General features: G+C 73.3%; 17 protein-coding genes. 6 read left to right on the top strand and 11 right to left on the bottom strand.

Features of this window, described 5'->3' with window-relative positions; genetic code table 11:
• Positions 1-4: 4 nt before the first annotated feature.
• From QE401_RS00990 to QE401_RS00970, 5 genes are all read right to left on the bottom strand, one after another.
• Entirely contained in the window at positions 5-2,623 is a 2,619-nt protein-coding gene (locus QE401_RS00990) for a DUF6212 domain-containing protein (RefSeq protein WP_307136387.1), read from the bottom strand.
• A complete protein-coding gene (locus QE401_RS00985) occupies positions 2,620-5,274 on the bottom strand; it encodes a glycosyltransferase (protein ID WP_307136386.1) in 2,655 nt (884 codons plus the stop codon). Before QE401_RS00985 ends, QE401_RS00990 begins: the two co-directional genes overlap by 4 nt.
• On the bottom strand, positions 5,271-6,608 hold the full coding sequence (locus QE401_RS00980) for a glycosyltransferase family 4 protein (RefSeq protein ID WP_307136385.1): 1,338 nt from the start codon (positions 6,606-6,608) through the stop codon (positions 5,271-5,273). The genes QE401_RS00985 and QE401_RS00980 overlap by 4 nt, the downstream gene beginning before the upstream one ends.
• Positions 6,609-6,722: 114 nt before the next feature.
• Entirely contained in the window at positions 6,723-8,234 is a 1,512-nt protein-coding gene (locus QE401_RS00975; protein WP_307136384.1) for a polysaccharide pyruvyl transferase family protein, read from the bottom strand.
• Between the two features lie 112 nt (positions 8,235-8,346).
• Positions 8,347-9,540 carry a polysaccharide pyruvyl transferase family protein gene (locus QE401_RS00970; RefSeq protein ID WP_307136383.1) on the bottom strand — a complete coding sequence of 398 codons (1,194 nt, stop codon included), beginning with the start codon at positions 9,538-9,540 and terminating at the stop codon, positions 8,347-8,349.
• A 160-nt stretch (positions 9,541-9,700) separates the two neighbouring features.
• Here QE401_RS00970 and QE401_RS00965 point away from each other — a divergent pair, with 160 nt between their 5' ends.
• Together QE401_RS00965 and QE401_RS00960 are read left to right on the top strand one after the other, a co-directional pair.
• Complete coding sequence (locus tag QE401_RS00965) at positions 9,701-10,630, top strand: hypothetical protein (protein ID WP_307136382.1); 930 nt, start codon at positions 9,701-9,703, stop codon at positions 10,628-10,630.
• A 127-nt stretch (positions 10,631-10,757) separates the two neighbouring features.
• Positions 10,758-11,972, top strand: coding sequence for a hypothetical protein (locus QE401_RS00960; protein WP_307136381.1), 1,215 nt, complete (start codon positions 10,758-10,760; stop codon positions 11,970-11,972).
• 50 nt (positions 11,973-12,022) lie between these two features.
• Here QE401_RS00960 and QE401_RS00955 read toward each other — a convergent pair whose 3' ends face one another.
• The gene (locus tag QE401_RS00955; protein ID WP_307136380.1) at positions 12,023-13,000 is read right to left on the bottom strand and encodes a KpsF/GutQ family sugar-phosphate isomerase; all 978 of its coding nucleotides are present in this window, start codon (positions 12,998-13,000) and stop codon (positions 12,023-12,025) included.
• Between the two features lie 250 nt (positions 13,001-13,250).
• On the opposite strand from QE401_RS00955, the gene QE401_RS00950 reads away from it, so the two are divergent.
• On the top strand, positions 13,251-13,547 hold the full coding sequence (locus QE401_RS00950; protein ID WP_007005275.1) for an HU family DNA-binding protein: 297 nt from the start codon (positions 13,251-13,253) through the stop codon (positions 13,545-13,547).
• Between the two features lie 79 nt (positions 13,548-13,626).
• On the opposite strand, the gene nikR is transcribed toward QE401_RS00950, so the two are convergent.
• Positions 13,627-14,070, bottom strand: a complete 444-nt coding sequence (nikR, locus tag QE401_RS00945) for a nickel-responsive transcriptional regulator NikR (RefSeq protein WP_307136379.1) — start codon at positions 14,068-14,070, stop codon at positions 13,627-13,629.
• Between the two features lie 104 nt (positions 14,071-14,174).
• Between nikR and nthA the strand changes: the two genes are divergently transcribed.
• Genes nthA through QE401_RS00930 form a run of 3 tightly spaced genes read left to right on the top strand, consistent with a single transcriptional unit; the run spans position 14,175 to position 15,806 of the window.
• Positions 14,175-14,834, top strand: coding sequence for a nitrile hydratase subunit alpha (gene nthA, locus QE401_RS00940; RefSeq protein WP_307136378.1), 660 nt, complete (start codon positions 14,175-14,177; stop codon positions 14,832-14,834).
• The gene (gene nthB / locus QE401_RS00935) at positions 14,831-15,487 is read left to right on the top strand and encodes a nitrile hydratase subunit beta (protein ID WP_307136377.1); all 657 of its coding nucleotides are present in this window, start codon (positions 14,831-14,833) and stop codon (positions 15,485-15,487) included. The genes nthA and nthB overlap by 4 nt, the downstream gene beginning before the upstream one ends.
• A complete protein-coding gene (locus tag QE401_RS00930) occupies positions 15,474-15,806 on the top strand; it encodes a nitrile hydratase accessory protein (protein WP_307136376.1) in 333 nt (110 codons plus the stop codon). The genes nthB and QE401_RS00930 overlap by 14 nt, the downstream gene beginning before the upstream one ends.
• 42 nt (positions 15,807-15,848) lie before the next feature.
• Here QE401_RS00930 and QE401_RS00925 read toward each other — a convergent pair whose 3' ends face one another.
• The 4 genes from QE401_RS00925 to QE401_RS00910 all read right to left on the bottom strand — a co-directional run bounded on the left by QE401_RS00925 (position 15,849) and on the right by QE401_RS00910 (position 19,694).
• A complete protein-coding gene (locus tag QE401_RS00925) occupies positions 15,849-17,345 on the bottom strand; it encodes a tripartite tricarboxylate transporter permease (RefSeq protein WP_307136375.1) in 1,497 nt (498 codons plus the stop codon).
• Between the two features lie 10 nt (positions 17,346-17,355).
• Positions 17,356-17,832, bottom strand: a complete 477-nt coding sequence (locus QE401_RS00920; RefSeq protein ID WP_307136374.1) for a tripartite tricarboxylate transporter TctB family protein — start codon at positions 17,830-17,832, stop codon at positions 17,356-17,358.
• 79 nt (positions 17,833-17,911) lie between these two features.
• Positions 17,912-18,910, bottom strand: coding sequence for a Bug family tripartite tricarboxylate transporter substrate binding protein (locus tag QE401_RS00915; protein WP_307136373.1), 999 nt, complete (start codon positions 18,908-18,910; stop codon positions 17,912-17,914).
• Positions 18,911-19,049: 139 nt separating this feature from the next.
• Positions 19,050-19,694: a TetR/AcrR family transcriptional regulator gene (locus QE401_RS00910; protein WP_307136372.1), complete on the bottom strand. Its 645-nt coding sequence runs from the start codon at positions 19,692-19,694 to the stop codon at positions 19,050-19,052.
• Between the last annotated feature and the right edge of the window lie 17 nt (positions 19,695-19,711).

Below are 19,711 nucleotides of genomic sequence, written 5' to 3'. Positions count from 1 at the left end.
CCGCTCAGCCGGCGGCCGGCGCCGCCGTGCCGGCCAGGGCCACCGCCAGGCGCTCCGCCGCCGCCGCCCAGTCCGCCTGCGCCGCCTCGTCCAGCCCGGCCTCGGCCGCGGCGGCGCGGGTCAGCCCCGGCAGGCGCTGCAGCAGCACCGCCAGCAGCGCCCGGTCGCGCGGCGCCGCCAGCGCCTCGCGATAGCTGGCGAGGTTCTCCGCCGTCAGCCGGATGAAGGGGCCGAAGCGGTCGAAGCCGGTCTCGGTCCATTCCTCGAAGGCCTGCGGCCAGCCCTGGCTCTGGCGGAACTCGATGCTCTCGCTGCGGCTGGTGCGGCCGAGCTTCAGCCGCACCATCGGCCAGGCCGCCTCGCCCTCCATGCCCTCCGCCGGGTCGCCGCGCAGGTTCAGCACGGTGATGTCGAGATGCCGGTAATCGCCGGTCCCGGCATAATGCTGGTTCAGCAGCAGCTTCTCCGCCTCCTCGGGCGGCGCGCCGGGGGCGTCGGCGCCGGGCTCGCCGAGGCTGGCCTGCGCCGCCAGCAGGCGCGCGGCCTCCAGCCACTGGCCCATCTCCTCGGGCAGCAGCCCGGCGGCGCGGGCGGCATTGGCGGTGGCCCCGGGCAGCAGGCGCAGCAGGGTGCGCAGCAGCAGCGTGTCGCGCGGCTCGGCATCCTCGCGCGCCAGCTGCGCCGGCAGCTCGGCCAGGCCGAGGCGCAGGAAGGGGCCGAACTTGTCCTCGCCCTGGCCCAGCCAGCGGCTGAACGCCTCCGGATGGCCCTGCGCCTGGCGGAATTCCAGCCGCGGCTGCTCGCCGGACAGCGAGAGCTTGAAGCGCACCCCGGGCCAGCGCGTCTCGCCGACGCCCAGGCTCATGATGGTCATGTCGAGATGCCGGTAGCCCTGCGCATCCTGCGGCGGCGGCGGGCGGTACTGGTTCAGCATCACCGCCTCCAGCGTCGCCACGGGCTGCAGGGTGGTGGCGGGCAGCGGGGCCGTGGCCTCGGCGGCCGCCGCCTCCGGGGCGGCAGCCGGTGCCGGCGCGGCGGCGGGTCCGGGTCCGGCCTCGGGCAGGGCTGCCACGGGCAGGGGGGCGATGGGCGGCAGCGCCTGCGGCAGGTCCACCGCCGCGCGCTCCAGCAGCGGCGCCGCGCCCTCGGCGGTCTGCAGCGCCAGCCGCGTCAGCTCGACCGCGCTGCCGGCGGGCGCCGCGGCGCCATCCGGGCCGGCCAGCGCCAGCACCAGCTGGAAGCGCAGGCCGAGCGCCAGCGGCAGCGGCAGCGCCGCCTCCAGCGTGCCGTCCGGGTTGAAGCCGAGCCAGCCGCTCCAGCTGCCGCCATCGGCGCGCGGCGCCAGGTCGGAAGCCTGCTCCAGCCGCCGGTCCAGCGGCAGCAGCCAGAGGCCGAGCCGCAGGTCCGCCGCACTGCCCTGGCGCAGCACCGCGCCGAGCCGCAGCAGGTCGAGCCCCGCGCCATGCAGATAGGGCAGGTGCAGCAGCGCCGGGCCGCTGCCGCCGGCGCGCAGCAGGGCGCGCGGCATCTCCTCGCCCAGCCCGATCAGGCTGGCCTCGCCCGAAAGCGCCCGGGCGGCGGCCCAGCTGGATTCCGGCACGGCATGCGGCACGCCGGCCTCCGGCAGGGCCAGGCCGGGCGCGTCCCAGCGCCAATGCGCCGGCGCCAGGAAGCGGCTGCCCGGCTCGCCGGTCCAGAGCCGCAGCGCCAGGGCATGCTCACCCGGCGCGGCGGCGCCCTCGGCCTGCAGCGCGGCGCTGTCCTCGGTCCAGCCGGCATCCAGGGACAGGGCGAAGCCGCCGGCGGGCGCGGCCTCGGCCTGCAGCTCCAGCACCGCGCCCTCGCCCAGCGCGCCGAGCGGCGTCGGCAGGTCGAGCACCAGCCAGCCCGGCGCCAGGCCGCGCAGCGCCAGGGTCCAGGCGCCCTGCACCCGGCCGCTCTCGGCGCCGATCAGCCGCAGCCGCAGCAGCGCCTCGCCCACCGCTTCCGGATCGGCCTCGGCGACATGCAGCGCCAGCCGCGCCAGCCCGTCCAGCGCGACGCCGAGCCGCTGGCGCAGCCGGAAGGGCGCGCCGCCGGCGGCCAGGCGATGCGGCCCGGGCTCGGTCGCCAGCACCAGCCGCGGCGCCGCCTCGGGCTGATGCGCCAGGCGGCGGGTCAGCGCGCCATGCGCCTCGCGCAGCGCCTCATGGTCCTGGCGCAGCGCCACCAGGCTGCGCTGCAGCGTCACCGCGCGGTCATTGACGCCGAGCAGCGCGCGGGCCAGCGCCGCCATCAGCTCGGGCAGGGCGGCGGTCAGGCTGTCGGCCAGGATGCGCGGCGGCGGCGCCTGGCCGGCCTCCTCCCACCAGCCCTGCCAGGCTTCCAGCCGGGCGGCGTCGCTCTCCACCACGGCCAGGATGTCGGCCGGCGGCCAGGGCAGCGGCGACAGCGCGGCCGGGTCGGGCGCGGTGCCGGGGCGGTGCAGCCAGACATCGCCGCCCGGCAGGCGGCGGGCCAGGAAGGCGCCGAGCCCGTCCGGCGCCGCCGGCTCGGCGCCGGCCAGCTCCTCGCCCAGGATCAGCGCCGGGCCGCCGCTCATCAGCGCCGCCAGATCGGCCGGCAGGATCTGCACCGTCCTCATGCCGCGAGCCCCGCCCCGGCGCCCAGGATGCGCATCCAGCCTGCCATGTTCGTCTCCCAACTCGTCTCCGCCGCGCGCGCCGCGGCCGCGGCGGCGATCGCCCGGCAGCGCGCCGGGTCGGCGGCCAGGGCGCGCAGCCGCGCCGCGCATTCCGCCACCACCTGCTCCTCCGCCGCCGGCACCAGCAGCCCGTCCACCCCGTCGCGCAGCATCTCGGCCACCGCGCCGGTGTCGGTCGCCAGCACGACGCAGCCGAAGCGCTGCGCCTCCGGGATGGTCAGCGGCGCGCCCTCGAAGCGCGAGGGCAGGATGACGACATCCGCCCAGGCATAGAGCGCGTCGAGCGCGGCGGGGGTCGCCGCCGGCGGCTCGGGCAGCACGCCGGTGCCGCTGAAATCGGGCGGCGCCGCATCCAGCACCGGCTGGCCGACGACGCGCCATTGCAGCGCCGCGCCGCGTGTCGCCAGCATGATCTCGCGCAGCCGGTCCGGGCCCTTCTGGTGGTCCAGCCGGCCGAGGAACAGCACCTTCAGCGGCGCCGCCGGGTCGCGCGCCTGCCGCGCCGCCAGCGCCGCGGCCACCCGCTTCGGGTCGGCGGGGTAGGAGGCGGCATTGGGCAGCACCACCAGCTTGTCCGCCGGCACGCCCTGGGCGTGGCACCAGTCGCGCAATTGCCGGGAGATCACCAGGATGCCGTCATAGCCGGCCTCATAGGCCAGGGCGGTGAGCGGGTTGCCCACCGGCTCGCCGCGCGGGCCATTGTCCAGCAGATGCAGGCCGAGCCAGCTGCGGACACCCTGGCGGCGCAGCTGGCCCATCAGCGGATGCGCCGCCAGCGCATGGGTGTTGACCACGACATCCATCGCCGCCAGCAGCCCCAGCGCATCGGCCGCGGCGGTGGCATCCGCCTGTTCCGGCAGGCGGGCGGCGAAATAGCGCTGCGCGCGGTCGGCGCGCTCGGCCGCCGGCAGCGGGAAGAACTGCACCGTCTCGAAGGCGCCGGACTGGCTGGCGGGCAGCGCCGCGCTTTCCGCCCCGGTCAGGAACAGATGCGGCGTCCAGCCCTGGCGGCGCAGCACCTCGGCCTGGTTCTGCACCACCTTCTCGACGCCGCCAAAGGCATAGACCGGCAGCACGAAGCCGATCTGCCGGCCGGGATGCGGCGGCAGCCAGGGCAGCACGGCGCCGGCGCCGTTCAGCGCGCGGTGCAGCCCGGGCGTGCGCAGCCGGCTGCCGCGCCAGTCGCGCCGCCATTCGGTGGGCAGGCGGGAGCGGGTGGCGGCCAGGGCGCGCAGCGCCGCCACCTCCGCCACCAGCGCGTCCTGCGCGCCGGGCGGGCGCAGCAGCTCGGCCTCGGCGACCGGCCAGGGCAGTTCGACGCGCAGCGTCACCGCCTCCGGCGCGGTGCCGCCGGAGAGCGGCTGCGCCCAGTCCAGCCGCGCATCGCGGGCGGCGGCCAGCAGCCTTTCGCTGCGCGCGAAGATCAGCTGCGCGCGCGCCGCGCTGGCCGGGGCGGAGGGCGGCAGGCGCAGGCCGAAGCCAGCGCCCGGGCCGGCGGCCGCGGCGGCGGGCGCCAGCTCGACCAGCACGAAGGCGGATTTCGGGCTCTGCATCAGCAGGCGCTGCGCCTGCCAGAAGACATTGTGCAGCAGCCGCAGCCGCGCCAGCAGGTCGAGCCCGGCGCGGCTGGCGAAGGCCCAGACCGGCGGGAAGCTCTCGGCCTGCGGCCGGCGCGCGGCGCGCAGGGCACGGCGGCGCAGCGCCTCCGGGCTCTCCGGCGCGTGGCGCGGATGCAGCGGGTCGGTGACGCGGCGCGCCTCGGCCTCCCCGGCGACGGTGAGGGCGAAGCGCGGCAGCTCCTCCGCCTCCAGGCGCTGCAGGGCGCGGGCGGAGAGGGCCTGGCGCGCCTCCAGCCGCAGCGCGCCGAGGATGGCGCCGCGCGCCCGCTCGGCATGCGCCAGCATGCTCTCGGGGCGCTTGCGGTAGAGGAAGCCGGCCTCGGGCAGGTGCTGGCCGCGGAAGCCGGCGCGGCCGGCGCGCATCCAGAATTCCCAATCCTCGAAGCCCTCGCGCAGCCGCTCATCGAAGCGCAGCCCGCGCTCGAAGACGCGGCGGGCGATCAGGCTGCCGGCATCGCAGAAATTCTCGTGCAGATGCAGGAAGGCGGAATATTCGCCATCCAGCGCGTAGTGCTGCGGCAGGCCGAAGCTGTCGAGATCGGGATAGACCCAGCCGATGCGCTCTGAAGCCGCATCCAGCGCCGCCGCGGCGCGCGCCAGGAAATGCGGGCGCAGCCGGTTGTCGGCATCCAGCATCAGCAGGGCGCGGCAATTCGGCCAGGCGCGCAGCACGAAATCGATGCCGCTGTTGCGCGCCGCCGGCAGCCCGCCATTCGGCCGGCGCAGCAGCACGATGCGGCCGGGATGGCGCCGCGCATAGGCCAGCGCGGTCTCGGCGGTCTCCGGCAGCGGGCAGCCATCATCGACGATGACGATGGCATGGCGCGGGGCGCCCTGCTGCGCCAGCGCATCCTCCAGCGCCTCGGCCAGCAGGCCGGGCTGGCGATGGACGGGGATGATGATGGCCAGTTCCGGCCCGGCCATGCTCTGCACCCCGCCTGCCTCCGCCGCCTGTTGCCGGAACGCAATCATAGCCCGCCTCCGGGCAGGGCGGAACCGCCGGACATGCCGGCGGCGCGGCCCGTGGCAGGCAGGCCGCCGGGCGCCAGGCCGGGCAGGGCGCGCAGCAGGTCGCGATACTGCGCCAGCATCGCCGCCTCATCCTGCCGCGCCGCATGGGCGGCGGCGGCGGCGATGCGCGATCCGGTCTCGCCCGCGCCGGCGCAGGCCTCGACCAGCGCATCGGCCAGGCCGGCGATGTCCTCGGCCGGGCAGAGCGCGGCCAGGCGCGGCGCCGCCTCGCCCAGCGCCTCCAGCGCCGCCGGGGTGGCGACGACGGGGCAGTGGCGCGACGCGGCCTCCAGGAAGACCAGCGGGCAGCCCTCCAGCCGCGAGGGCAGCAGCAGCGCATCGGCCGCCAGCAGCAGATTGCCGGCGTCGCTGCGATGGCCGAGCAGCCGCAGCGGCGAGCGCCCGCCCGGCATGGCCGCGGCCAGCCGCGCCTCCAGCGGGCCGCCGCCGGCGGCCGCCAGCGCGGCGCCGCCGCGGCGGATGAAGGCCTGGGCCAGGAAGGGCAGCAGCTCGGCGCCCTTCACCGGCTCCAGCCGGCCGAGGAACAGCGCGACCGGCGCCTCCGCCGGCAGATCGAGCTCGGCGCGCAGCGCGGCGCGCAGGCTGCGGCGGCGCGCCGCATCCACCGCCGGCGGCGGGGCGACGCCGTTCGGCACCACCACGACACGGCCGGGTGGCAGGCCGAAGGCCGCCTCCAGCCGCGCCGCGATCGGCGCCGAGACGGCGGCCCAGAGCCCGGGCAGGCGCGCGGCGTCGGCCTGCGCCTCGGGCCCGATGCCGGGGGGTGTCTCGGGCGGCGCCAGATGGCCGATCACCAGCGTCGGCAGCCCGGCGGCGCCGAGCGCCGCCTGCAGGCCGAGCCCGGCATTCGGCCAGGGCAGCGGCAGCAGCGCCGCATCGACGCGCATCCCCTCCAGCACCGCCTCCAGCGCCACGCGTTGGCGGCGGATATTCTCCTCCACCGCCGTCTCGGCATCCCAGGCGATGCGGGCGCCGCGCAGGCGGCCGGCCAGCGCCTGGCCGGCATCGCGCGCCAGCGCCGGGTGCCGCTCGGGGTCGGCCACGATGGTGATGGCGACGCCGGCGGCGTGCAGCATGCGCGCCAGCGCCAGGGCGTGGCGCTCGGTCCCGCCATGCGCCGCGGAGGGGAGCGCGATCAGCAGATGGCGCAGGGTGCGGCGGGCCAGCGGGGTGGCGGCGAGCGAAGCGGGGCCGCGCGGCAGGTCCCGAAGCGGGCGGGGCGCGGCCGCGCCCGGCGGGGGTGGCGTCACCGGCGGCGGGGCAGGCTGTTCCAAGGGCGCAGATTCCACTCCGGCAGGTCGCAATCCGGCCTTCTGTCCCGGGCATGTCCACCCGGGATGGGCCAAGGGCGGCAGGCGCCGGGCGGTGGGCCGCCCGGCTGCCGCGCGTCAGAGCCGGTTCGGCACGCCGTTCTGCTGCAGATAGGTCTGCATCGCCGCGTAGCGCTGCGGATAGGCCTTCAGGAAGGGGGCGAAGGCGTCGGGCGTGTAGAAATCGCGCCAGGAGGCGCCGGGCAGCTGGCTTTCCTCGATCAGCGGGATGCGGAAGGTCTCCGCCAGCTCGGCGCTGCGCTCATCGTAATTGACCAGCATGCCGGGCACGCCATTGGCCAGCGCCGGCAGCACGCCATGCACCCGCCAGCCGATGGCGAAGTCCTGGGTGCGGATGAACTCGTCATACTGCTCGACGCTGGTGTTGAAGAAGAGCTGGTCGCGGTAGATGCGCTGCATCTGCGCCTCGTTCTCCGGCGTGAACCAGCCGGAGGAGCGCAGCTTGACCGTCGCCAGCTCGCGCCGCTTGGCATCGCGGAAGAAGAAGGCCTTCTCCTCCGCCTCGCCATGCAGGGTGACGGTCATGCGGCTTTCCTGGTCGACCTGCAGCATGAAGTCGCGCTGCACCTTCAGGTAGTTCTCCACGTCGCGCGCGTAATTGCCGCTGGCCTCGCGGCGCAGGCTGAAGGCGACCTTGTGCACGTCGAAGGCCGGCTTCAGCTTCAGCTGCAGCTCGGGCTTGCACATGCGGAACACCGAGGGGCAGCCCACCACCTGGACGTTCTTGATGCCGTTATGCGCCAGCACCTCGGCCGAGTAGTCGCCGCGCACGCCGATGCTGCCGCAATGGTCGGCGATCGCCTTCCACACCCGCAGCCCGGATTCCGGCAGGTCGATCATGCGCCGGCGCTCGGCCTGGGCACCGACGCCGATGGCGAAGACCGGGATCTTCAGCTGCTCGATCAGCTCGCCGGCGCGCGCCCAGTCCATATACTCATGGATGAAGTTGGAACCGCGCAGGAAGGCGAAGTCGAACTCGGAATTGTAGTAGTCCACTTCCTTCTGCGTGAAGGTCGTGATGTTGCCGACCTCGACGGTCTGGAAATCGAGCATCTTCAGCGTCGAATCGTAGACCATCAGGTCGCCGATGTTCGAGTAGGTGTCGATGACGCGCGAGACCGGCCAGTTGTGCAGGCGGATCTTGTCGTGGTCGTAGCGGGAGCCGGCCGGGATCAGCACCAGGGCGCGCGCCTTGCGCGTCTTGGGCAGCGGCTTGCGCGCGCCATTGGCCAGCAGCTCGCCGCTGTTGCGCAGCCGGAACTCGATCTCCGGACGGTCATGGGCGTCGGGGACGTCGCAGGGCAGGCGGATGCGGAAATAGACCCGGCCATCCGCCCGCTTCTGCCCGGTGCCGGCCAGGGCGGCGGGCGAGAAATGCGCGAAGCGCCGCCCGCCCACCGAAAGGATCAGATGCTCCTTCGCCAGGACCGGGCCCGGCGCGGTGGTGGACAGCACCGCATGGTCGCAGGTGATGGCGTCCACCCGGATGTCGATGGCGGAGGGTGCCGTGCTCGCATCCGCCGTGATCTCGGCCGTCGCTGCGGACACTTCCTGCTTGCTCTCGCCCATCTGCGCCTCTCTGGTCAGGATCGCCCCGGGGGACCCCGGCCCTGGGAGGGCCGGGCGGTGACCCGTCCCTAGTATAGGATCGACCGCGCCGCGGCCAGTCTCGACCGCCGCTTCAGGCCGCCGGGCGAAAATAGGAGAATTTCGAAGCCGCCGAGAATGCGCCATTCGGCCGCAGCAGCACGCTGCCGGCGGGCAGGCTGCTCTCCCCCAGCGTGGCCTTGGCGCGCGACAGGCCGGGCGGGATCTCCCCCGCCTCGGCCCCGGGCGGCAGGAACCAGACGAAATCGCTCTCGCGCAGCAGGTCGAGATGGCGCTGCGCCGCCAGCAGCTCGGCCCGGCTGGGCGGCCTTCCGGCGCCGAGGCCGAGCACGGCGAGATAGGTGGGCTCCGGCACGTCGCGGAAGGCGAGGGCGCGCAGCGCGCGCAGCCGGCGGATCAGCGGCTCGGGCGGCTGCGCCGACAGCGCCTCCTCCACGAAGATTTGAAGCGGGGAGAGGGCGCGCAGCGCCATCGCATCCTGCCCCGCCTCCGGTCCCGGCGCCGCCAGCTGGTGCGGGAAGGCGGCCTTCAGCGCGGCGCGGTCGATCTTCAGCCCGCGTCGCGCCGCCTGGCGCAGCATCTCCTCGGGCGTCAGGCTGAGCGGCGCGGGCTCGGCCTGCGGCGCCTCGGTCGTGCTGTACCAGTCGCGGAACTTGAAGGTCCAGGCCGGGCTGGCATTGTCCGACACCCAGAGATTGGGCTTGCCCAGCGCCTCGGCGAAGATCAGCCCGTGCAGGCTCTGCGAGATCACCACATCGGCCGCGGCGATCTGCTCCAGCGGCAGGCGCGAATCATCCATCATGTCGACGAGGCAGAATTCCTCGCTGCCGCGGAAGGCGTCGTATTTCCTGCTGTGGAAGGAGGAATGGTGCGGCACCACGGCGGCGCGGTAGCGCCGCTGCGGCGTGAAGCCCTGCATCAGCCCGTCCACCAGCACCCCGGGATCGCCAAGCGGAACATCCGGCAGGCGGTGGCCCAGGCTGCGCAGATGCTCGCGCGTCAGCGCGCCGCGCAGCGCGTGGATCTTGGCCGGATCGAAGCCGGGCAGCGCATTGGCCGGGTTCAGCACGCCCGAGCCCCAGATATGCGAATGCGGCGTCGCCATGAAGAAGATGCTGCCGATGCCGAGCAGATGCGGCTTCGACCCGTCCACCACCTTGCCGGTGACGCCCAGCACCCCGGAGAGGATGTCGGCGGTGATGGCGTCGCCGCAATTGCGGATGACGTTGTAATAACGATAAGGAACGACCTTGTCCGGAACGGCCATCTCGCGCTGCCCTGCTGCGTGCGCCGACCATAACAACGAACCCCCACCCGTCAAAACGCCCGTCGAGCCGGGGCCGGGCCGTCGCGGGCGGGCCGCCGCTGGCATTGGTGCGGCGCGGCGGGCGTGCTAAAGGGTCCAGGCTAGCCGAAGAGGGCCCGGGATGCGCGAAGCGATCGTGATCAGGACGCATTTCTATGACGACCTGATCGATGCCTTCTGCCGCCGCCTGCTGGCCGAGACCGGACGCGCCGTCATCGTCGCCTGCGACGAGGCGAAGGGCGAGGTCGCGCTGCCCGCCGACATGGCCAAGGCCTCGCTGACCCCGGCGCTGTTCGCCGGCGAGGGGCTGCATTATCCGAACAATGCCGGCTGGCTCTGCGGCGACTATTTCCACTATGCCGCGCGGCGCGCCCATCCCGGCTTCGACCGCTACTGGCTGGTCGAGACCGATGTGCGCTTCAAATTCGACCGGCTGTCGGAGTTCTTCGACCATTTCGCCGCCCTGCCCGCCGATCTGGTGGCGCCGCAGCTGTGGAAGGCGGCGCCGAAATGGTCCTGGCACGCGCCGATGCAGCCCTATGTCGAGCAGGTGCATGGCTGCATCTTTCCCGTCACCCGGCTGAGCGGCCAGGCCATCGACCTGCTGCTGCAGGAGCGCATCCGCCTCTCGGCCCGCTGGCTCGAGGCCAATGCGGCGCTGGAGAAGAAGTCGCCCTATCCCAACGACGAATCCTTCGTCGCCTCCACCCTGATGGCGCGCGGGCTGGACTGCCGCGACATCAACAAGCAGGGCCGCGTCTTCATCACCCGCGACAGTTTCCGCGTCGGCCGGCCGATGTCGCATCTGGCGCTGGAGGCGGCGCCGAATGACGGGCTGGTCTACCACCCGGTGCATGCCGGCCAGCACTATCTGCGCAAGATGAAGATGCGCCTGTCCATCGAGTTCCGTGGCGGCCGCCCGGTCGAGGAGCTGCAGGAATTCTACGGCACCACCGGCCTCGCCCTGATCGCGCGCGAATGCGGCGAGGCGGGGGTGGCCGAGTTCAACCAGCATTTCGAGCGGCTGCGCCAATCCGCCAAGGCCGCCTGAGCGCGCCGCACACGCGGGATTGAGCCGCGCCCGGCTTCCCTGCGCCGCCCGCCGGCCCAGCTTCCCGACAGCCGCCGCCGCGCAGGCCGGGCGCGGGCGGTGGCACCGGATGCAAGAGGGGGAGCCCATGCCGATTGTCCCGAAGCGCCGCGCGGCCCTGCTGGGCCTGCTCGGCGCCGCCCTGTTGTGGCCGGCGCTGCTGGCCGGCGCGGCACAGGCCCAGCCGGCGCCGCGCCTCTCGGTCGAGGGCGAGCCGCAGCTGGTCTATCGCTACGCCGCCGATCGCTGCGACCCGCAATCCATCCCGGATTCCCCGGCCCGCGCCTATCGCCGCCCCGATGGCTCGATCGCGCTGATCGCCGCGCATTTCCAGAATCGCATGATGTTCGGCCGCGATTTCGATTCGCTGCGCCTGGATTGCCGCCATGTCTCGCGCGGCGCCGAATCCGACGATCCTTCGCGCTTCGACGACCGCTACTGGATCCAAGCCTTCTACCCGCTGCCGGATGGCCGGGTGCTGGGGCTGGCCAGCAATGAATTCGCCGGGCGCCGGCACCGCGCCTGCCAGGCGGGTCAGGGGCGGCCGGAATGCTGGTACATGGCGATCACCGCGCTGGTGGCGCAGCCCGGCGACATGCAGTTCAGCCTGCTGCCGCGGCAGAACCGGGTGGTGGCTGCGGCGCCGTCGCGCTTCACGACGGAGACCGGGCGCACCGGCTTCTCCACCGTCAGCAACATCGTCACCGCCGATGATGCCGGCCGGCATGACGGGCGCGGCCGCTGGATCCATTTCATCGGCTGGACCGAGGACAGCTCCGGCCCGGGCGGCCGCGGCAATTGCCTGTTCCGCGCCGAGCGCGCCAATCCGCTGGGCGGCTGGAGCGTGCTCAGCGGCGGCCGCTACCTGCCGATGGCCGATGCCTATGAGGGCGATGGCCGCAGCCCGCCGCCGGGCTGCGACAAGATCGGCCAGCGCGGCCTGCGCGGCAAGGTGCGCTCGGTGGTCTGGCTGGAGCAGCAGCGCCTGTGGCTGGCCGTCTATGCCACGCGCAATGTCGACCTCCCCGGGCAGAAGGGCGCGACCGGCGTGTTCTACGCCACCTCGCCCGATCTGCAGAACTGGTCGGAGCCGGCGCTGCTGGCGCCCTTCGAGCCCTTCTGGGGCCGCACCGCCTGCGGGGAATTCTACGAATACCCCTCGGTGATCGACCATGCCAGCCGCGACACCACCTTCGAGACGGTGGGCCAGGCGCCCTATCTCTACCTCACCCGCGCCAATTGGCAGGATTGCCGCCGCGGCATGAACCGCGACCTGGTGCGCTACCGGCTGCGCCTCCAATAGGGCCGGGCGGCCGCGCCAGGGCGCGGCCCACCCGCCTCAGCCCTGCTGCCTCAGGCCACGCCGGCGCGCAGCAGGTCGTGCATGTGCAGGATGCCGGCCGGCCGGCCCTGCTCCACCACGAAAAGGCTGGTGATGCGGTGGCCGGTCATCAGCGCCAGCGCTTCCTGCGCCAGCATGTCGGGGCCGATGGTGCGCGGCTCGCGGTTCATCACCTCGGTCACTGGGCGGTCGACGAAGGCGGCCTCGAAGGCGCGGCGCACATCGCCATCGGTCACCGCGCCGATCAGCCGGCCTTCTGCATCCACCACGGCGGTGACGCCGAAGCGCTTGCCGGTCATCTCGACGATGGCCTGGGACAGTGTCGCGGTCTGCGGCACCATCGGCACGGCGGTGCCGTCATGCATCAGCTCGCGCGCGCGGCGCAGCTGGGCGCCGAGCTTGCCGCCCGGATGGAACTGGCGGAAATCCTTGGCCGAGAAGCCGCGCTGCGACAGCAGCGCGACCGCCAGCGCATCGCCCAGCGCCATCTGCATGGTGGTGGAGGTGGTGGGCGCCAGCCCGTTCGGGCAGGCCTCCGGCATCGCCGGCAGGATCAGCGCGATGTCGGCGGCACTGGCCAGCGAGCTGCCGGGGCGCGAGGTGATGGCGATCAGCGTCACCTTGAAGCGGCGGGTATAGGCGACGATGTCGGACAGCTCCGGCGCCTCGCCCGACCAGGACAGCGCCAGCACCACATCCTCGCCCCGGATCATGCCGAGATCGCCATGGCTGGCCTCGCCCGGATGCACGAAATAGGCGGGCGTGCCGGTGGAGGCGAGGGTGGCGGCGATCTTGCGCCCGACATGGCCGGACTTGCCCATGCCGGTCAGGATGACGCGGCCATTGGCGGTGTCGCGGATCGCCTGCATGGCCTGCGCCAGCGGCTCGGCCAGGCCGTTCTCCAGGGCGCGGCGCAATGCCTGCAGCCCCTGGATCTCCAGGTCGAGCGTGTTGCGCGCAGCGTCCAGGCTGTCCGTGTCGCTGGCCATGATCCCCTCCATCGAAGCCCGGTCTCCTCCGCATGGCGCGGCGGCGGGCGCCGCGCCGACCCGCATTAGCGGCATTGGCAGGCCCTGCCCAGCGCCGCGCCCGAACACGAACCGCGCGGCACAGATGACAAAACGGCCATTTTCTCTTGCCAGACGGCTTCCGATGCGCTTCCTGCGGCCCCTGCGCTTGACCGGCCAGGGCCGATTGTGTCTCTGCTGCCGGGCATTCCCTTATCGTGGAGTTCGCCTTTTGACCGAAGAAACCCGCCCGCTCAGCCGCCAGGATCTGGTCGACGCCGCCGCCGCGGCCACCAGCCTGCCCAAGACCCAGGCCGACGCCGTGCTGAAGGCCGTTCTGGCCGCGGTGGGTGACGCCCTCGGCGCCGGTCGCGAGGTTCGCCTGGCCGGTTTCGGCAGCTTCGCCGTCAGCGAGCGCGCCGCCCGCCAGGGCCGCAACCCGGCCACCGGCGAGGTGGTGCAGATCGCCGCCAGCAAGTCGGTGAAGTTCAAGCCGGCCAAGGATCTGAAGACCCGCCTCGGCGAGTGATCCGATCCGCGGCGCGGCGTCCTGCGGGGCGCCGCGCCGCAGCTCCGGCCGCCAGGGCCGGAGGCCGGGCGCCGCCCGGTCAGTCCGCCGCGTCCTGCGGCGCTGCCTCCGCCGCCGCCTCGGGCGCGTCCGGCAGCAGCACCAGGCGGCCATGCCGCACCCCCCGCTCCGCCATCACATGCTCGCCGAAATGGCGCAGCGCCGCGGCCTCGCCGCGCAGCACCGCGACCTCCAGGCAGGTCTCGTGGCTGAGATGCAGATGCAGCGACGACACCGACAGGTCGTGATGGTGGTGGAAGGCGCCGGTCAGCCGCCGCGCCAGGTCGCGCTGCTCATGCGCATAGGTGTAGACCAGGGCCCCCAGGCTCGGGCCTGATTCCCCCTCCGCCGCGGCGCTCTGCTGCAGCCCGGCGCGCAGCAGGTCGCGCACCGCCTCGGAGCGGTTCTGATAGCCGCGCCGCGCCACCATGGCGTCCAGCTCAGCCGCCAGCGCCTCGTCCAGGGTGATGGTCACGCGCTGCATGCTGTCTCCGCCTTCGCCGATGCGGCCACTGTGGCGCGCGGCCGCGCCGCGGTCCATCGCGCATCGCCCTTGACCCTGGCGCGCGGCGGCGGGACGCTGCCGCCATGCCGCACGACCCGCACCACCCCCATGACCATGGCCACGCGCATCATCACGACCATGACCATGGCGCCAGCGAACTCTCGCCCATGGAGCTGCGCGTGCGCGCGCTGGAATCCCTGCTGGTCGAGAAGGGCTATGCCGATCCGGCGGCGCTGGACGCGCTGATCGAGACCTATGAAACCCGCATCGGCCCGCGCAACGGCGCCCGCGTCGTGGCGCGCGCCTGGAGCGATCCGCAGTTCCTGGCGGCGCTGCGGCAGGATGCCAGCGCGGCGATCCACGGCATGGGCTTCACCGGCCGCCAGGGCGAGCACATGGTGGCGGTGGAGAACACGCCCGGGGAGCACAACATGGTCGTCTGCACCCTGTGCTCCTGCTATCCCTGGCCGGTGCTGGGGCTGCCGCCGACCTGGTACAAATCGCCCGCCTACCGCTCGCGCGCGGCGATCGACCCGCGCGGCGTGCTGGCCGATTTCGGCGTGACCCTGCCCGAGGGCACGCGCATCCGGGTGTGGGATTCCACCGCCGAGACCCGCTACCTGGTCATCCCGATGCGCCCCGAGGGCACCGAGGGCTGGAGCGAGGACCGCCTGGCCGAGCTGGTCAGCCGCGATGCCATGATCGGCACCGCCCTGGCGCGCCGGCCGGAGGACCTCGCATGAATGGCGCGCAGGATCTCGGCGGCATGATGGGTTTCGGCCCGGTGCGGCCGGAGCCGGAGGAGGAGCGCTTCCACGCCGCCTGGGAGCGGCGCGCCCTGGCGGTGACGCTGGCCGCCGGTGCGCTCGGGCAATGGAACATCGATGCCTCCCGCCATGCGCGGGAGACCCTGCCGCCGGGCGAGTATCTGACCAGCTCCTATTACGAGATCTGGATCAAGGGGCTGGAGAAGCTGCTGCTGCAGCGCGGCCTGGTCTCGGCCGAGGAGCTGGCCGCCGGCCGGGTGCTGCAGCCCGGCCCCGCCTTGTCGGCGCTGCGGGCGGAGCAGGTGGCGCCGGTGCTGGCGCGCGGCACGCAGTATGACCGCCCGGCCGGCGCGCCGGCGCGTTTCGCGGTGGGCGATGCGGTGCGCACCCGCCACTTCAACCCGCAGCACCACACCCGCCTGCCGCGCTATGCCCGCGGCCGCCAGGGCGTGGTGGACAGGGTGCATGGCGTCTTCGTCTTCCCCGACAGCCACGCGCATGGCCAGGGCGAGGCGCCGCAATGGCTCTACACAATCCGCTTCACCGCCGCCGAGCTGTGGGGGGAGGGGGCGGACCCGACGCTGACCGTCTCCATCGATGCCTGGGAGTCCTATCTTGTCGCGCTGTGAGCTGCCGCCCGCGCTGCCTGGCAGTGGGGAGGAACCGGTCTTCGAGGCGCCCTGGCAGGCCCAGGCCTTCGCCATGACGCTCGCCCTGCACCAGGCGGGCTGCTTCGCCTGGGGCGAATGGGCGGAGACCCTCGGCGCCGAGATCGCGCGCGGCGGCAAGCCCTATTACGAGCATTGGCTGGACGCGCTGGAGCGCATCGTGGCGGTGAAGGGCATCGCCTCGGAGGCGGTGCTGGCGGCGCGGCGCGAGGCCTGGGCCCGCGCCGCGGCGCGGACGCCGCATGGCGCGCCGATCGAGCTGGCGAAAGGCCTGGCCTGAACGGTCAGGCGCGGCGGGCGCCGGAGGGCGCCCGCCGCCGCCTCACGCCGCCACGGCCCGCCGCGGCGCCATGGCGCCGCGCACCAGCATCAGCACCCAGATCAGCAGCGTCAGCACGCCGAGCGTGCCGGCGATCGGCCGCTCGAAGAAGGCCAGCAGCGCGCCATCCGACTTGATCATCGAGGTCATGAAGTTCTGCTCCAGCATCTCGCCGAGCACCAGGCCGAGGATCAGCGGCGCCACGGGGAAGCCATTCTCCTCCATGAACCAGCCGACCAGGCCGAAGATCAGCATCAGCGCGATGCCATAGCCGCTATTGGTCATGGCGAAGGCGCCGACCAGGCAGAACAGCAGGATCAGCGGCAGCAGCAGGTTGCGCGGAACCCGCAGGATCTGCTTGGCGCATTTGATCACCGTCCAGCCCAGCGGCAGCATGATCAGGTTCGCCAGCAGGAAGATGATGAACACCGCATAGATCAGCTGGGGGTTCTCGGTGAACACGGTGGGGCCCGGATTCATCCCCTTCATGTAGAGCACGCCGATGACGATGGCGGTGATGGAATCGCCCGGGATGCCGAAGACCAGCGCCGGGATCCAGGCGCCGCCGAGGGCCGAATTGTTCGCCGCCCCCGCCTCCACCACGCCTTCCACATGCCCGGTGCCGAATTTCTGCGGCGTGCGGGAGAAGCGCTTGGCCACCGCATAGGCGACCCAGGCGGCGATGTCGGCGCCCGCCCCCGGCAGCGCGCCGATCAGCGTGCCGGTGACCGAGCCGCGCAGCGCGTTGCGCCAGTATTGCCGCATCACCCCGCCAATGCCGCGGAAGACATTGCCGATCTGCGGCACCACCGTGGCGCCACCCCCGGCATGCAGCGACGCCGCGCCGCGCAGCAGCTCGGAGAAGGCGAAGGCGCCGATCATCACGGCGATGAAATTCACCCCCGACATCAGATCGACATTGCCCATGGTGAAGCGCGGCACGCCGGCCGCCGGGTCGATGCCGATGCAGGCCAGCAGCAGCCCGCCGAACAGCGCGACGAAGCCCTTCACCGCATCGCCGCCGCCGATGAACACGGCGCAGGTGAGGCCGAGGCAGGCCAGCCAGAAATACTCGAAGGAGGAGAAGTTCAGCGCCAGCTCGGCCAGGTTCGGCGCCGCCAGGATCAGCACGATGACACCGAAGATGCCGCCGAGCACGGAGAAGACCAGGTTGACGCCAAGGTTCAGGTCGAGCTGCCCCTTGCGCGCCATCGCATAGGATTCATCCGTATAGGCGGCCGAGGCCGGCGTGCCAGGCATGCGCAGCATCGCCGCCGGGATGTCGCCGGAGAAGATCGCCATGGCGGTCGCGGTGACGATGGCGCCCAGCGCCGGCACCGGCGGCATGAAGAAGGTGACCGGCACCAGCAGCGCCGTCGCCATGGTGGCGGTCAGCCCCGGCATGGCGCCGACGAACATGCCGAACACCGCCGAGCCGAGGATGACGGCCAGCACGGTCGGCTCGAAGACCAGCGCCAGGGCCTGCAGGATCGGATCCATCACGCCCCCGTCACAGGAAAAGATCGGGCAGCGGGCCGCGCGGCAGCGGCACCCGCATCAGCCCGGCGAAGAACCAGTGCACCAGCCAGGTCGACAGCAGCGCGACCGGCAGCGCCCGCCGCCAGCCCGCCCCGAACCACAGGAACAGGCCGAGCAGCAGCAGGAAGGCGACCGGCAGGAAGCCCAGCGGCTCGGCCAGCAGCAGATAGGCCAGCGCGCCGAGCGGCATCAGCAGGAAGGAGAGCAGCGGCGTCGGCTGGCGCATCCAGCCCTCCAGCGCCAGCCAGGGCCCGCCGGCGCGGCGCGCCGCCAGGCCGCGCGGCAGCAGCACCAGCCCGCACAGTGCCAGCCCGCCGGCCAGCAGCCGCGGGAACAGCGCCGGCCCGTAATCCTGGCCGGGGAAGGAGGGGAAGGAGAAGGTGGTCCCGAATACGGCGCCCGCCAGCAACAGCAGCGCGAGGCCGAGGACCGCGTCATTCACCCGCATGACAGGGCGCTCCCTTGGCAGGAGGAGAGGGACAGCGTGCGGGCGCGGCGCCGGACCGGGCGGCCGCGCCCGCCGCGGCTCAGCCGCGCGCCAGGCCGGCGGCGCGCATCGCCTCGCCCATCGCCTTGTCGGATTCGCCCATGAAGCTGGCGAAGCCGCCGGCATCGGCCCAGACCGTGCCGAAGCCGCGGGCGTTCATGAAGTCGCGGTATTCGCTGCTGTTGTAGGCGCGCTCCAGCGCCGCGGTCAGGGTCTGGCGCATGCCGTCGGGCAGGTTCTTCGGCCCGGCGATGCCGCGCCAGGCGCCGGTCGCGTGGCGGATGCCCAGCGTCTCGTTCAGCGTCGGCACCTGGGCGAATTGCGGATTGCGCTGCGCCGCCATGATGGCGAGGCTGCGCGCCCGCCCGGCATCCAGCATCGCCCGCGCCTCGGGCACCGAGCAGGTGACGATGTCGACCCCGCCCGCCGCCAGGTCCTGCATCGCCGGCGCCGCGCCATTCGAGGGCACCCAGCGCACATGGTCGGGCTTCAGGCCCATCGCCTGCAGCCACCCCACCAGGCCGAGATGCCAGATGCCGCCCTGCCCGGTGCCGGAGGCCTTATACCGCCCGGGCGGCGAGGCCTTGATCGCCTCCGCCAGCGCCTTGATGTCCTGCCAGGGGGCCGAGGCGCTGACCTGCACGCCCGGCGGATCCTCGTTCATCAGCCCGATCGGCGTGTAGTCCTGCCAGCTCAGCTGGGTCAGCCCGGCATGGCGGAGCATGGCGATCTCCACCGTCAGGATGCCGATGGTGTAGCCATCCGCCGGCGCCGTCGCGATGGCGGAATGCCCGACCACGCCATTGCCGCCGGTGCGGTTCACCACATTGATCGGCTGGCCGAGATCCTTCTCCAGCAGCGCCGCGATGATGCGCGCCGTGGCATCGGTGCCGCCGCCGGCGCCCCAGGGGCAGATCAGCGTGATCGGGCGGTTGGGATAGCGCGCCTGTGCCCGGGCCGTGCCCGGCAGGATGAGCGGGGCGGACAGCCCGGCGGTGAGGCCGGCGGCCAGCAGGCCGCGACGACGCAGCTCTTTCATGAACCTTCTCCCTCCGACGCCCGGCTTTGTTTTTCGGTGGGCGTTGCTTGTGCGATGATCAGCCTAGAACAGGAGTTGCGCAACTGGAACGGTCCGCCGCCCCGCGCGGCAAAACTCCGCGTTAGCGGGGGCGGCTCTGTCAGGGGGCCGGCAGGCCGCAGCCGCGCAGCACCAGCCGCAGCACCGTCTCGGTCGCCGCCGCGAACTCGGCCTCGCCCAGCGCATCCACCCCGAGGACGGGCCGGATCTGCGCGGCGAAATCGGCATAGGTCTGGGTCATCGCCCACAGCGCGAAGAACAGGTGCTGCGGCGCGATCGGCGCCATCCGCCCCTGCTCGATCCAGCCCTGCAGCACGCGCGACTTCTCCTCCACCAGCTGGCGCATCGGCCCGGCGAATTCGGCGTCCAGTACCGGCGCGCCATGCAGCACCTCATTGGCGAAGACGCGCGAGGCCAGCGGCCGGCTGCGCGACCAGGCCATCTTGGCCCGCACATAGGCCGTCAGCGCCTCGGCCGGGTCGCTTTCGAGGCGGATCGCCTCGGTGGCGGACAGCCACAGCCCCAGCAGTTCCCGCAGCAGCGCGGCGTAGAGCGCCTCCTTGGTGCCGAAATAATAGTGGAGATTGGCCTTGGGCAGCCCGGCCTCCGCGGCGATGGCGGCCATGCTGGCGCCCTCGAACCCGGCCTCGGCGAAGACCCGCTCGGCGGCGGCCAGGATCTGCGCCCGCCGCGCCGCGCGCTGCCGGGCCCGCGCCCCGGGCTGCTCTGCCGCGCTTTTGGTCATTCTGCCACCCATCTCCG

Source organism: Pseudoroseomonas cervicalis, from assembly GCF_030818485.1.
Taxonomy (GTDB): Bacteria; Pseudomonadota; Alphaproteobacteria; order Acetobacterales; family Acetobacteraceae; genus Pseudoroseomonas; species Pseudoroseomonas cervicalis_A.
This window is presented reverse-complemented; position numbering and strand designations above follow the sequence as displayed.

What these genes read in the sequence shown, in the direction of transcription:
- QE401_RS00925 (WP_307136375.1), bottom strand. Translation starts at nt 17,345, where the DNA reads ATGGATCCGATCCTGCAGGCCCTGGCGCTGGTCTTCGAGCCGACCGTG.
- QE401_RS00965 (WP_307136382.1), top strand. Translation starts at nt 9,701, where the DNA reads ATGCGCGAAGCGATCGTGATCAGGACGCATTTCTATGACGACCTGATC.
- nikR (WP_307136379.1), bottom strand. Translation starts at nt 14,070, where the DNA reads ATGCAGCGCGTGACCATCACCCTGGACGAGGCGCTGGCGGCTGAGCTG.
- QE401_RS00985 (WP_307136386.1), bottom strand. Translation starts at nt 5,274, where the DNA reads ATGATTGCGTTCCGGCAACAGGCGGCGGAGGCAGGCGGGGTGCAGAGC.
- QE401_RS00990 (WP_307136387.1), bottom strand. Translation starts at nt 2,623, where the DNA reads ATGAGGACGGTGCAGATCCTGCCGGCCGATCTGGCGGCGCTGATGAGC.
- QE401_RS00975 (WP_307136384.1), bottom strand. Translation starts at nt 8,234, where the DNA reads ATGGGCGAGAGCAAGCAGGAAGTGTCCGCAGCGACGGCCGAGATCACG.
- QE401_RS00910 (WP_307136372.1), bottom strand. Translation starts at nt 19,694, where the DNA reads ATGACCAAAAGCGCGGCAGAGCAGCCCGGGGCGCGGGCCCGGCAGCGC.
- QE401_RS00955 (WP_307136380.1), bottom strand. Translation starts at nt 13,000, where the DNA reads ATGGCCAGCGACACGGACAGCCTGGACGCTGCGCGCAACACGCTCGAC.
- nthB (WP_307136377.1), top strand. Translation starts at nt 14,831, where the DNA reads ATGAATGGCGCGCAGGATCTCGGCGGCATGATGGGTTTCGGCCCGGTG.
- QE401_RS00920 (WP_307136374.1), bottom strand. Translation starts at nt 17,832, where the DNA reads ATGCGGGTGAATGACGCGGTCCTCGGCCTCGCGCTGCTGTTGCTGGCG.
- QE401_RS00970 (WP_307136383.1), bottom strand. Translation starts at nt 9,540, where the DNA reads ATGGCCGTTCCGGACAAGGTCGTTCCTTATCGTTATTACAACGTCATC.
- nthA (WP_307136378.1), top strand. Translation starts at nt 14,175, where the DNA reads ATGCCGCACGACCCGCACCACCCCCATGACCATGGCCACGCGCATCAT.
- QE401_RS00960 (WP_307136381.1), top strand. Translation starts at nt 10,758, where the DNA reads ATGCCGATTGTCCCGAAGCGCCGCGCGGCCCTGCTGGGCCTGCTCGGC.
- QE401_RS00915 (WP_307136373.1), bottom strand. Translation starts at nt 18,910, where the DNA reads ATGAAAGAGCTGCGTCGTCGCGGCCTGCTGGCCGCCGGCCTCACCGCC.